Genomic DNA, 11,692 nt, shown 5'->3' with positions numbered 1-11,692 from the left:
TGTAAGGAGACGCATCGCGGCCGGCATGCCGCTGTTTCGTAGCGTGGCGGCGCGGTCGGGACGCGCGCGCGACGCGTGCTACGAGGCGCGCGCGGCCTGGCGTTCGATCGGCGCACGGCGGCCCGCGCCGCACGTCGTCACTGATCGAGACACCGCACGCAGAGCCGCTTCGCCTGGTTCGCCGGCAGCCCGCGGCACATCATCACCACCGGGCGCGCATGGCACGACGGCGCATCCGCGAACGCGGCGGGCGACGGCAGGCGGCGCGCGCGTTCGGGCGGCGGCGTATCGCTCACGACGGGAATCGGTTCGACGCCGCCTTCGCGCGCGTTGCGCTGCGCACTCGCGACGACGCGGCTCACGTAGCCGCTCGAGAAGCCGGTCGTGAAGTTGCCGCTGTAGTAGCACGACAGCGCCGCGCGCAATGCGGCCTGCGTGGCGCGGCCGGTGCCCGATGAGCGCGCGAAGCATTCGGTCAGGATCGCGCCGCCGGCCTGCAGGTTGCGGCACGGCTCGAACATCGTCGCTTCATCGAGCCCGTATTTCGCGAAATTGCGTTCGTTCACCTGCGCGAGGCCGACGCTGTAGCTGAAGCCGCGCGACGACAGCTCGCGCGCGGTCGCGCGCGCCTCGTCGAGCGACGCGGGCTGGTGCGTCAGGTGCCCGCCGACCACGCCGATCGCATACGGATTGAAGCCCGACTCGGTGCGCACGAGCGCGGCGAGCGTCGCGGGATCGACGTTCGGCGCGCAGGCGCGCGCCAGTTGCGCGAAAGCGGCGCCGCCGCCGGCTGCCTGCGCGACGCGCGGCGGCAGGCACGCGAGCAGGGCCAGCGCGCACAGGCACGCGGCGAATGTTCGCAGGCGGCGCGCGTTCATCCCGCGCCCGCCACGCGGTACGACAGCACGAGCCCGTGCACGAGCATCGCCCAGCCGTCGAGCGCGACGAACAGCAGCAGCTTGAACGGCACCGAGATCGTCGTCGGCGAGATCATCTGCATGCCGAGCGCGAGCAGGATGTTCGCGACCAGCAGGTCGACGACGATGAACACGATGTAGATCACGAAGCCGATCTGGAATGCCTTCGTCAGCTCGGCGAGCGTGAAGCTCGGCACCAGCACGAGCAGGTCGTCGTCCTTGATGCCGTCCGCGCGGTTTTTCGGCCATACCGACGTCGCGGTGCGCACGAAGAATTCGCGGTCGCGCTGCCGCGTGTGCGATACGAGGAAATCCTTGATCGGCGGCAGCGCGGCGTCGGCGAGCGCGCCGACGTCCGCGGTCGACAGCTGCCCCGACGCATCGAAATGCCGCTGCTGCAGTGCGTCGCGGATCGACATGCCGACCGGCGCCATGATGAACAGCGACAGGATCAGCGCGATGCCGTTCAGCACGAGGTTCGGCGGCACCTGCTGGATGCCGAGCGCGGAGCGCAGCAGGCCGAGCACGACGACGAGCTTCGTGTAGCTCGTCACCATCAGCGCGGCGAACGGCGCGATGCCGAGCGCGGCGATCACCGCGATCAGCGCGACGGGATTCGGCAGGCTGCCCATCGGTCAGCGCTCGCGCGGCGCGGGTTGCGTGAGCGTGACGACGCGCACGCCGAGCTTCTGGCCGACCGCGATCAGGTGGCCGGTGCCGATCAGCATCCCGTTCGCGACGAGATGGATCACGCTCTGGTTGATGCCCTGCTGCAGCTCGATCACCGCACCCGGCTGCAGCACGGCGAGTTCGCCGAGCGGCATCGACGTCGACGGCAGCTCGAAGCGCAAGTCCACCGCGAGCGCGTCGAGCGTGCGCGGCGCTTCATGGGGCGGCGCATCGGGCGACAGGGTGGGCGGGGTGTCGGTGCGGGTCGGTTCCAAGGGCATCTCCCTGATTCGTTCGACGGTCAGCCGGTTGCCGGACGGCCGTCCGGTGATTTCCCATGCGGGCGCGGCCGGCAGCCGCGCGACGCACAGCAGGTTCTGTTCGTGCGCGCGCCAGTGCTCGATCGCGATGATGTCGCCGGCGACGACGTCGGCCAGCTCGGCCGTCGTCAGTTCGGTGCGGCCGATCTCGAACACGAGCGGCACCGGCAGGCTGGCGTAGACGGCGCGCGCGTCGGGCCGTGCGGCGGGGCGCTCGGCGAAGAACACCGCAAGCGCGTCCGGCGCGTCGAACAGCACCGCGCCATGGCAGCGCCACGCGCCGTCGGCGCGGCGCAGCTCGAAACGCAGCGCGGCCGGGGCCGCGCGCCACGCGGGCGGCGACGGCGGCGGCAGCAGCAACTCGACGCGCTGCCGCGTCGCGGCCTGCAAGGCGGCGGTCAGCGTTGCGCCCAGATCGGCGAGCAGCGCCGCGCGGATCACGGCCGGGACGGCGGGATCGGCCGCGTCGCCGAGCCATTCGGCTTCGGCGGCGGGATCGATCCACAGCGTGCCGGTCGCCGGGCCGACGACGAAGCGGTATGCGTGCGCGTCGGCAGCGGGTTCCGCGTCGACGCGCCACCGCGCCTCGTACGCGTGGTCGCCGAGCGTGAGCGGCACGGCGGCCGTCGCGCCGTATGCATACGACAGCCCGCGCGCGGCGGCGGCGGACAGGCGCGGCAGATGCGGCGACGCGTCGAGCGGGACCGCGGCTGCGATGGAAGGCGCGGGGGCGAGAGGCGAGGCCAGATCCGCGGCGTCGCCGGCGTCGGCATTCGTCAGGGACAGCGCGTGCAAGGCGGGATCGGGGCGGTTTCGGCGTCGGGACGACGGGTTGTTGGAAGGCCGGCGGCGCGGGGTGCGTGCGGCAGCTGCGTCGATTGTAGGGACGGGCGGGGCGATGCGTCGCGACGGAATTCGTAGTCGCGCGAGGCGAGCGGCGACGGGAGCGGCGCGGATTTACGAAGCGGGACGCGATGCGGCGGCCGCCGCGCCGCGCGCCCGGATTCCGCAGGCGCGCGGTGCGGCGGCCGGGGAGCGCTCAGGCGTAGTCGGCGACCCTGTCGTGCTGCGACACGGCGCGCACGGCGGGCGCCGGATCGTGACGCTCGACGTGCGTCATTGCCGCGCCGAACAGCACGAGCCGATAGCCGACCGCGTAGATCGGGATGATCCGCAGGTTCTTGTCATGGTCGAGGCGCAGCTTCGCGCGGATGCGCGAGATGTGCGTGTCGAGCGTGCGCGACGACACGCCGAGTTCGCGGCCCCAGACCGCTTCCTGGATGACCTGGCGCGGCACGATCTTGTTCATGTTGTCGAGCAGGAATTCGACGACGTCGAATTCGCGCGGCGTCACGTCGACCAGCTTGTCGTCGATCTCGATCGTGCGGCGCACGAAGTTGATCTTGATGTTGTCGATGTACAGGTACTTGCAATCCATGGCGGCCCTCGTATGTCCGTTGAAGGAGTGTTTTTGCCAATGGATTACTGCAAATTTCGGGCCATGCGGGCAGACGATGGCGGCGCGCCGCTGCGCTGGGCGAAGGGAAGGCACGCGGGCGTTGAATCTCAAAGAATTTTTAACGCGGCCCGGGCGGGCGGGGCGCGATGCGCTGCTGAAGGATTGTTACGTAGCATCGGCGGGGGATGTTACGGGCGTTACGTCAGACGTAACGTCGGGAGATAGGATCGGACGGCTGGCGCGGTGTGCTTGGAGCGGGCGGCAGGCGGGACCGGTAGCTACGCGATTTGAAACCCTACATCGAACTCTGGTGAAGTTTATAAAAAATCATGTAAATCAAATGGTTGCGTCGATTTGTCGCGAACATTGAACTCTACATGGATCATTCGAAAATACCGGCCGCAAGGTGCCTTTCACCCCCTGCGGCCGACCTATCCACGCATCAGGCCTTTGCCGTATCCCCCGAATCGAACGGCAGCGTGTAATGCCGCTTGCCCGTCGCCGCGAAGATCGCGTTCGCCACAGCCGGCCCGACCGGCGCGACGCCGGGCTCGCCGACGCCGGTCGGCGCCTCGGCCGACGGCACGATGTAGACCTCGACCTTCGGCATCTCGGCGATGCGCAGCACCTGGTAGCCGTCGAAGTTGCGCTGCTCGACCTGGCCGTCCTTCAGCGTGATCGCGCTGTGCATCACCGCGCCGAGACCGAAGCCGATGCCGCCTTCCATCTGCGCGGCGACGATGTCGGGGTTGATCGCGATCCCGCAGTCGACCGCGCAGACGATGCGCTCCACCTTCACCTTGCCGTCCGCGCCGACCGATACCTCGGCGACCTGCGCGACATAGCTCTTGAACGCCTCGGCCACCGCGATCCCGCGTCCGCGCCCCTTCGGCAGCGGCTTCGCCGGGTCCCAGCCGGCCTTCTCGGCCGCGAGCTCGAGCACCGCGCGCATGCGCGGCTCCTTTGCGAGCAGGTCGCGGCGGAACGCATACGGGTCCTTGCCCGCCGCGTGCGCGGCTTCGTCGATGAACGCCTCGACCGCATACGCGGTGTGCGAGCTGCCGACGACGCGCCACCACAGCACCGGCACGCCGGTCTTCGTGGTGGTCAGCTCGACCGACACGTTCGGCACCGCGTACGGCAGGTTCGCCGCGCCCTCGACCGACGTCGCGTCGATCCCGTTCTTGACCATCACCGCCTCGAACGGCGTGCCGGCGAGGATCGACTGGCCGACGATCCGGTGCCGCCAGCCGATCAGCTTGCCGTCCGCGGTCAGCCCCGCGTCGAGCTTGTGGACGTACATCGGGCGATAGAGGCCGCCCGTGATGTCGTCCTCGCGCGTCCACTGCAGCTTGACCGGCTTGCCGTTCGCGCCGAGCGCCTTCGCGATCGACACGGCCTCGACCACGTAGTCCGACCACGCGTTCGCGCGCCGGCCGAAGCTGCCGCCCGCGTACAGCGTGTGGATCTTCACCTGATCGGGCTTCAGGCCCGCGACCTGCGCGGCATTGGCCTGGTCGATGGTCTGGAACTGATCGCCGGCCCAGATCTCGCAGCCGTCGGGCGTCAGCTTCACCACCGCGTCGAGCGGCTCCATCGGCGCGTGCGCGAGGTACGGGAATTCGTACGTCGCGCTGAGCTTGCGCGCCGCGCCGGCGATCGCGGCGCCGGCGTCGCCGTCGGTGCGGGCCGGCGCGCCGGGCTGGTTCGCGAGCTGCCGGTATTCGCGCAGGATCGCGTCCGAGCCGCGCTTCTCGGCGTGCGTATCGTCCCATTCGACCTTCAGCGCGTCGCGGCCCTGTTTCGCGGCCCAGAAGCCCGTCGCGACCACCGCGACGCCGCGCGGCACCTGCACGACCGACACGACGCCCGGCACCGCCTTCGCGCCCGACGCGTCGAACGACTTGACGGTGGCGCCGAAGCGCGGCGGCCGCTGCAGCAGCGCGACCAGCATTCCCGGAAACGCGACGTCGAGCGTGAACTGCGCGGTGCCGTTCGACTTCGGCGCGGCATCGACGCGCGGAATCCGGTGGCCGATCAGGCGAAACTCGGCGGGCTGCTTCAGCATCACGTTCGCCGGGACCGGCAGCTTCGCGGCCTGCGCGACGAGAGTGCCGTAGCTGGCCTGCTTGCCGGTCTTCGCGTGGATGACGAAGCCGTCCTGCGTCGTCAGCTCGCCGGCCGGCACGTTCCAGCGGGCCGCGGCGGCCGACACGAGCATCGCGCGGGCCTTCCCGCCGGCTTCGCGCAGCTGCTGCCACGAGTTCGCCATCGCCGAGCTGCCGCCCGTGCCCTGCATCGTGCCGAACGCCAGGTTCGCGTAGCGTTTCGCGTCGGCGGGCGCGCTTTCGACGCGCACGCTCGACCAGTCGGCGTCCAGTTCCTCGGCGACGATCGTCGCGATGCCGGTGTATGCGCCCTGGCCCATTTCGACGTGCTTGGCGACGACGGTGACGAGGCCGTCGGGCGTGATGCGCAGGAACGCGTTCGGAGCGAACTCGGCGGCGGGCGCGGTGGCGGCGAGTGCGCGGCGGCCCATGCCGAACCATTCGAAGCCGACGGTGAGGCTGACGGCCGCGGCGGCGCCGGCGGCCTTCAGGAACGTGCGGCGTGCGGGGCGGACTGCATTCGGGGAATCGATTCCGGTCGTCATGATCATGCCCCCAGGGTTGCGGCGGCGTCGTGGATCGCGGCGCGGATGCGGGCATAGGTCGCGCAGCGGCAGATGTTGCCGTTCATCGCGGCGTCGATGTCGGCGTCGGTCGGCTTCGGGTTCTGTTCGAGGAGAGCGGTTGCGGACATGATCTGGCCGGACTGACAATAGCCGCATTGCGGCACCTGCAGCTTGACCCACGCGGCCTGCACGGCCCGGGCGGGCTTGCTCTGAAGTCCTTCGATCGTCGTGACGTGCTTGCCTGCGATGCCGGCGACCGGCAGCACGCACGAGCGCACGGCCTGGCCTTCGAGATGGACCGTGCACGCGCCGCACTGCGCCATTCCGCAGCCGAACTTGGTGCCGGTGAGGCCGGCGTGTTCGCGGATCGCCCAGAGGACGGGCGTCGTCGGATCGACATCGAGCGTGACGTTCTTGCCGTTGAGGACAAACGATGTGGACATGGGTTGTGTCTCCGTGGGGAAAACCCGGTGCGAAGCCCGGATAGGCGGCAGTGTGCGCGACGGCGCGGTTTTTTCGTCTACCTAATTCTGCAAATTTCTTGAACGATCCTGCAAATTCCCGGCGTGAGCCCGCCGGCTTCGCTAAGCTCCCGCGACACGGGGAAATGGACGAATCGAGGGAATCCTGATGGACATGACCGATATTGCCGCGTCGCGCGAATCCGGGCGGCGCGAACTGGCGGCGCTGATCAGCCGCTTTGCGCCGGTCGACGGCTCGCACGCGACGGCGATTCCCGCGCTGGCGTTTCACAAGCATACGCATCCGGTCGATCTCGGCTGCGGCGTGTCGCGCGCCGCGTTCGTGCTCGCCGCGCAGGGTGCAAAGCGGGTGGTGGTCGCCGATCAGGCCTACGAATACGACACGCAGCATTGCCTGATTACGTCGATCGACTTGCCGATCCTGTCGCGGGTGACGCAGGCGTCACCGGACGCGCCGTATCTGTGCCTGTCGTTCGCGCTCGATCCGCAGCGGATCGTCGAGCTGGCGGCGGAGATGCGGCTGCCCGACGCGCAGCCCGGCCCGGAAGGCGAGGGGATCGCGCTGGCCGAGCTGACGCCGCCGCTGTTCGACGCGGCGTTGCGGCTGGTGCGGCTGCTCGATGCGCCGGCCGACATCCCGGTGCTGGCGCCGCTGATCGAGAAGGAGCTGATCTACCGGCTGATGACGAGCGAGCAGGGCGCGCGGCTGCGGCACATGGCGGTGGCGGGGAGCCAGACGCACCGGATCGCGCGGGCGATCGAGTGGCTCCGCGATCATTTCGCGGAGCCGATGCGGGTCGAGACGCTGGCGCAGGCGGTCAACATGAGCGTGTCGTCGCTGCATCATCACTTCAAGAACGTGACGACGCTGAGCCCGCTGCAGTATCAGAAGCAGCTTCGGCTGCACGAGGCGCGCAGGCTGCTGTTGCGGCAGGGCGGGGACGTCGGGTCGGTGGCCGCGAGCGTCGGGTATGAGAGCGCTTCGCAGTTCAGCCGCGAATACAGCCGGCTGTTCGGCGCGCCGCCGCTGCGGGATGTCGTGCAGTTGAGGCGGAAGGAATTGTTGGGGTGAGGGCGGCGGCCGACGTGTGTCGGTCGGTCGCCCGGCGCGCGCTCAGAAGCCCGGCGCCGGACGCCAGCGGACGAAGTCCGGAAACGGTGCGTTCGCATGAAACGCGAGAAACAGCTCGATGACCTGATCGGCCATGAACCATTCGTCCGATTGCATTGGTACCTCGCCCGCACCGAACGCCAGGATGGTGCCGTCGGGAAACGCGGCATTGGGTCTGTCGTGGAATGCCCGCGAGCGCTTTCCGGTCATCGCTTCGAAATGCTCGACCATGCAGGTGACGCCGCCTCCGGCAACCTGCACATAGCTGCCGGCTTCGCTGGTCAGCGACGCGAACGAGTGCCGGCCGTAGCTTTTCAACGATCGTAGTGCGCGCTTGATCTGCACGGGCGTCGGCTCGGCAAGATCGGGTTTGCGTTCCACTTCCAGTTTCATCTCTCTTTTTCCATCGTTTGGCAGGCGTCATCGCTCGCGATAATCCATCGTTCGCGTTCGAAGTGAGCATCGAATCTGTACGAACTGGTGCGGAATAACTGTAAAAAAACGTCATATCTAAGACTAGTCTTATTTTTTTGCCAATCGAATAAGCCGGTGTCCCATATCTCGCGAACATGACGATTCTTACAATTAAGTCCATGAGATAGATATCGCTGCTCGTTGTTCTCCGAATCCGGGAGGCCGGATACGGCGCCGATGACCACGGCCGAAATTGCAGCGTTGCGGGGAGTGCTTATGGGGAAGTTCAGTGTTCAGACCGTCTTCGCCAATGACAGGCCGTTGGCGCTGGCGGGGATGGAGTTTATCGCAAGCAGTACGAGCGCAATCAAGCTGGTCGGCATGTACAAGAGCGCTGACGAGCTGATCGGGTCGCTCGCCCGACAGAGCTGCGACATCGCGCTCATCGATTACTCGATGCGCGGCAACGGGCAGATGGAAGGGCTGGCGCTGCTCGGCTACTTGCGGCGCACGTTCCCGAAGGTCGGCATCGTCACGCTGCTGACGTACCAGAACCCGGTGATCATTCGCTCGATCCTGGCGCGGGGCGTGTCGAGCGTCGTCAGCAAGTTCGACGACATCGGCCACATCGTCACCGCGATTCATTCGAGCTACGGGGGCGGCAATTATCTGTCGCCGACGATCAAGGGTGCGCTCGATGACGTCGACGCAAATCGCGGGGGGGCGCGTGCGGCGAGGCTGTCGCCGCGCGAGATCGGGGTGATCCGGCTCTACCTGTCCGGTCTGTCGGTCAACGAGATCGCCAGACTGCTGAACAAGGGCAAGCAAACGATCAGCGCACAAAAGGCGAGCGCAATGCAGAAGCTTGGCGTGAAGAACGATGTCGAGCTGATCAAGTGCGCGATCTTTCTCGATCTGGTCGACGATTCCACCATGGGCGGCGTCGAGGACCGATAACCGGGTATTCGTGACGGTTCCGGCCCCCGGCCGGCGTGCCGGGGGAGGTTTCAATTTTCTCAATTGCGGGGTGGCCAAGGACGCTTAAATCGAAAGTAGTTTAGTTGTACAGAAGGTAAGGCGGCGTGCGTTCGGATCGAACGATGTCGCCGGTAATTCTCCATTAATGATTAAGTGAACTCGAAATGAAAAAGATTGCAATGATGATGTCGGCAGCCGGTTTGGCATTCGCGGCGATGAACGCGGCTCATGCTGCGGATGGCACGATCAACTTCACGGGTGAAATCGTCGCGGCGTCGTGCGGCATCACGGGCGGCAACGGTACGTCGGTGACCGGCGGCAAGGGTGCGCAGTCGATCGACGTCAAGATGGGCAAGGTCAGCACGGACGCGCTGGGCGGCACTGCCGGCGGCGGCATCGCGGCCGGCACCGCGATCAACCTCAGCCTCGACTGCGGTTCGACGGGCAAGGGCCTGAACACGGTCAAGGTGCGCTTCGACCCGGCCAGCGGTTCGGGCGTTGACGGCACCAACAACAAGCTGCTGAAGACCACCGGCACGGCCAAGGGTGTGGGCATCGGCATCTACAACACCGCGGGCACGCTGCTGAACCTGAACGCCAACGAGACGTTCGACGCACCGCTGGTGAAGGGCGGCACGGAAGAGGCGCCGACCTACACGGCGAACCTGGCGCTGCGCGCCGGCTACGTGAAGAACGGCACCGACGTCGAGGCCGGTACCGCCAACGGCACGCTGCCGTTCACGCTGACCTACGAGTAATCCCCCCCCGGGCGGGGGCGCGTCCCCGCCCGACCAACGATATCCCATTCGACATGAAACGATTCCACTTTGCAGGGCTGGCCCTGGCCGGTTCGCTGTTGTTGTCTTCGGGCGCTTCGCTCGCTGGCGTCACGCTCGACGGTACCCGCGTCGTGCTGGCCGCGCCGAGCAAGGAGGCGTCGATTCTGGTCCGCAACCGCGCGCCGGCCGACGTGATGATCCAGTCGTGGATGGATGCGAGCGACGGGAAAGCCGACGTGCCGTTCGCGATCACGCCGGCGCTCGGCCGCCTCGGCGCGGAGAAGCAGCAGACGCTGCGCGTCCTCTACTACGGTCAGGGCCTGCCCGCCGATCGCGAGTCGGTGTTCTGGCTCAACGTGCAGGAGATCCCGCAGAAGGCCAAGGACGACAACACGCTGCAGATTGCCGTGCGCCAGCGCGTCAAGCTCTTCTACCGCCCCGCCGGCCTGCCCGGCAAGGTCGAGGAAGCGCCAACGCAGCTTCGCTGGAAGCTGGTTCAACGCGACGGCAAGGCGCAGCTCGAAGTCAGCAACCCGTCGGCTTACTTCGTCTCGCTGGCGTCGGTCAAGGTTCAAAGCGGCGGTAAGAACTACGACGCGACGGCGGAAATGGTCCCGCCGTCCGCCACGCGCCATTTCGCGGTCAAGGATCTGCCGGCCGGCGCCGCCGCAGCGGGCGTCAAGGTCCACTTCGAATCGATCAACGACTACGGCGCCGTCGAACCACACGACGGCACCACCGGTTGACACCGCCGGTTCAGTAGGTCGTCGCTCCTCAACTTCGTCATCCCCGGGCCCTTGCCGTGGGGAGTGGAATGTTCGCGCTTGCGATGCCACTCGGGAGGTGAATCAACATAGAGAAAGGGTATGGAGAACGTCAGGAAGGAAGTCGATAGCTGGACGGCCGCGCAAATCGGCGCGCCGTGCCTTGCGCTGCTCGGCCTGGTGCTGCCGGCGCAGGGCCACGCGGTGGAGTTCAACGAGTCCTTTCTGCGTAAGGGTGAAGGTCCGGTCGAGCTGAGCTATTTCGAGAAGGGCAGCGCGGTGCTGCCCGGCAGCTATGACGTCGACGTTTATCTGAACCATACGCTGGTCAAGCGCCAGGACGTCGTGTTCCGCGCGGACGCGGAAGGCGCCGTCAAACCGATGGTCACGCTCGGGCTGTTGCGCACCGCCGGCGTCAACGTCACGCGGCTGGAAAAGGACGGGCGCATCGCCGCGGGCGCGGACGACACGACGATCGTGGACCTGCCCGCCGTGGCGGACGGCGCTTCGGTGGAGTTCGAATCCAATACGCTGTCGTTGAACATCAGCTTTCCGCAGCTGTACGTGTCGCGCACCTCGCGCGGCTACGTGGACCAGTCGCTGTGGGACGACGGCATTCCCGCGCTGTACAGCGACTATCAGGTGAGCTACAGCCGTAACGACAGCCACGGCCACAGCAACGAGTACTACTTCGTCGGTTTGCGCAACGGCTTCAATGCCGGCGGCTGGCGTTTCCGCAACGAATCGACGCTCACCGGCACCACGGGTGCGAAGAGCCGCTTCACCAGCAACCGTACCTATGTCGAGCGCGACATCCGGCGCCTGCGCAGCAAGGTGGCGGCCGGCGAGCTGTATACGTCCGGCGACATCTTCGACAGCGTGCGCTTCGTCGGCGCGCAGATCGGCACCGATCTCGGCATGCTGCCGGACAGCGAAGTCGGCTTCGCGCCGGTCGTGCGCGGCATTGCCGAGAGCAATGCGATCGTGGAGGTGCGGCAGAACGGCTACGTGATCTACTCGACGCCGGTGCCGCCCGGCGCGTTCGAGATCACCGACATCTATCCGAGCGGCTCGAACGGCGACCTCGAGATTCGGATCACCGAGTCGGACGGGCGCGTGCGCCGA

General features: G+C 67.4%; 12 protein-coding genes. 5 read left to right on the top strand and 7 right to left on the bottom strand.

What is annotated here, in order from left to right; genetic code table 11:
* Window positions 1–137: 137 nt before the first annotated feature.
* From HWX31_RS28295 to HWX31_RS28270, 6 genes are all read right to left on the bottom strand, one after another.
* The gene (locus tag HWX31_RS28295) at window positions 138–878 is read right to left on the bottom strand and encodes a lytic transglycosylase domain-containing protein (protein WP_174965764.1); all 741 of its coding nucleotides are present in this window, start codon (window positions 876–878) and stop codon (window positions 138–140) included.
* Window positions 875–1,549, bottom strand: a complete 675-nt coding sequence (sctR, locus tag HWX31_RS28290) for a type III secretion system export apparatus subunit SctR (RefSeq protein ID WP_059806417.1) — start codon at window positions 1,547–1,549, stop codon at window positions 875–877. The genes HWX31_RS28295 and sctR overlap by 4 nt, the downstream gene beginning before the upstream one ends.
* Before the next feature lie 3 nt (window positions 1,550–1,552).
* Window positions 1,553–2,701, bottom strand: a complete 1,149-nt coding sequence (gene sctQ, locus HWX31_RS28285; protein WP_174965763.1) for a type III secretion system cytoplasmic ring protein SctQ — start codon at window positions 2,699–2,701, stop codon at window positions 1,553–1,555.
* A 244-nt stretch (window positions 2,702–2,945) separates the two neighbouring features.
* Window positions 2,946–3,344 carry a winged helix-turn-helix domain-containing protein gene (locus HWX31_RS28280; protein ID WP_174965762.1) on the bottom strand — a complete coding sequence of 133 codons (399 nt, stop codon included), beginning with the start codon at window positions 3,342–3,344 and terminating at the stop codon, window positions 2,946–2,948.
* A 463-nt stretch (window positions 3,345–3,807) separates the two neighbouring features.
* Complete coding sequence (locus HWX31_RS28275; RefSeq protein WP_174965761.1) at window positions 3,808–6,018, bottom strand: xanthine dehydrogenase family protein molybdopterin-binding subunit; 2,211 nt, start codon at window positions 6,016–6,018, stop codon at window positions 3,808–3,810.
* A 2-nt stretch (window positions 6,019–6,020) separates the two neighbouring features.
* Entirely contained in the window at window positions 6,021–6,482 is a 462-nt protein-coding gene (locus tag HWX31_RS28270) for a (2Fe-2S)-binding protein (RefSeq protein WP_010089798.1), read from the bottom strand.
* 187 nt (window positions 6,483–6,669) lie between these two features.
* On the opposite strand from HWX31_RS28270, the gene HWX31_RS28265 reads away from it, so the two are divergent.
* Window positions 6,670–7,593 (top strand): AraC family transcriptional regulator, encoded by a 924-nt coding sequence (locus HWX31_RS28265; RefSeq protein ID WP_174965760.1) that lies wholly within the window; start codon window positions 6,670–6,672, stop codon window positions 7,591–7,593.
* 42 nt (window positions 7,594–7,635) lie between these two features.
* Here the strand turns inward: HWX31_RS28265 and HWX31_RS28260 are convergent, their stop codons facing one another.
* Window positions 7,636–7,977 (bottom strand): hypothetical protein, encoded by a 342-nt coding sequence (locus HWX31_RS28260; protein WP_232427302.1) that lies wholly within the window; start codon window positions 7,975–7,977, stop codon window positions 7,636–7,638.
* A 345-nt stretch (window positions 7,978–8,322) separates the two neighbouring features.
* Here HWX31_RS28260 and HWX31_RS28255 point away from each other — a divergent pair, with 345 nt between their 5' ends.
* From HWX31_RS28255 to HWX31_RS28240, 4 genes are all read left to right on the top strand, one after another.
* Complete coding sequence (locus tag HWX31_RS28255) at window positions 8,323–9,003, top strand: LuxR C-terminal-related transcriptional regulator (RefSeq protein ID WP_059610094.1); 681 nt, start codon at window positions 8,323–8,325, stop codon at window positions 9,001–9,003.
* Window positions 9,004–9,188: 185 nt separating this feature from the next.
* Complete coding sequence (locus tag HWX31_RS28250) at window positions 9,189–9,782, top strand: fimbrial protein (protein ID WP_175933991.1); 594 nt, start codon at window positions 9,189–9,191, stop codon at window positions 9,780–9,782.
* 53 nt (window positions 9,783–9,835) lie between these two features.
* Entirely contained in the window at window positions 9,836–10,549 is a 714-nt protein-coding gene (locus HWX31_RS28245) for a fimbrial biogenesis chaperone (RefSeq protein ID WP_175933990.1), read from the top strand.
* Between the two features lie 120 nt (window positions 10,550–10,669).
* The coding region (locus HWX31_RS28240) for a fimbria/pilus outer membrane usher protein (RefSeq protein ID WP_175933989.1) at window positions 10,670–11,692 on the top strand (1,023 nt) is incomplete at its 3' end.

The sequence above is a fragment of the Burkholderia ubonensis genome, assembly GCF_902833085.1.
In the GTDB taxonomy this organism is placed as follows: Bacteria; Pseudomonadota; Gammaproteobacteria; order Burkholderiales; family Burkholderiaceae; genus Burkholderia; species Burkholderia ubonensis.
This window is presented reverse-complemented; position numbering and strand designations above follow the sequence as displayed.

What these genes read in the sequence shown, in the direction of transcription:
- HWX31_RS28255 (WP_059610094.1), top strand. Translation starts at nt 8,323, where the DNA reads ATGGGGAAGTTCAGTGTTCAGACCGTCTTCGCCAATGACAGGCCGTTG.
- HWX31_RS28265 (WP_174965760.1), top strand. Translation starts at nt 6,670, where the DNA reads ATGGACATGACCGATATTGCCGCGTCGCGCGAATCCGGGCGGCGCGAA.
- HWX31_RS28295 (WP_174965764.1), bottom strand. Translation starts at nt 878, where the DNA reads ATGAACGCGCGCCGCCTGCGAACATTCGCCGCGTGCCTGTGCGCGCTG.
- HWX31_RS28280 (WP_174965762.1), bottom strand. Translation starts at nt 3,344, where the DNA reads ATGGATTGCAAGTACCTGTACATCGACAACATCAAGATCAACTTCGTG.
- HWX31_RS28275 (WP_174965761.1), bottom strand. Translation starts at nt 6,018, where the DNA reads ATGACGACCGGAATCGATTCCCCGAATGCAGTCCGCCCCGCACGCCGC.
- HWX31_RS28270 (WP_010089798.1), bottom strand. Translation starts at nt 6,482, where the DNA reads ATGTCCACATCGTTTGTCCTCAACGGCAAGAACGTCACGCTCGATGTC.
- sctR (WP_059806417.1), bottom strand. Translation starts at nt 1,549, where the DNA reads ATGGGCAGCCTGCCGAATCCCGTCGCGCTGATCGCGGTGATCGCCGCG.
- HWX31_RS28245 (WP_175933990.1), top strand. Translation starts at nt 9,836, where the DNA reads ATGAAACGATTCCACTTTGCAGGGCTGGCCCTGGCCGGTTCGCTGTTG.
- HWX31_RS28250 (WP_175933991.1), top strand. Translation starts at nt 9,189, where the DNA reads ATGAAAAAGATTGCAATGATGATGTCGGCAGCCGGTTTGGCATTCGCG.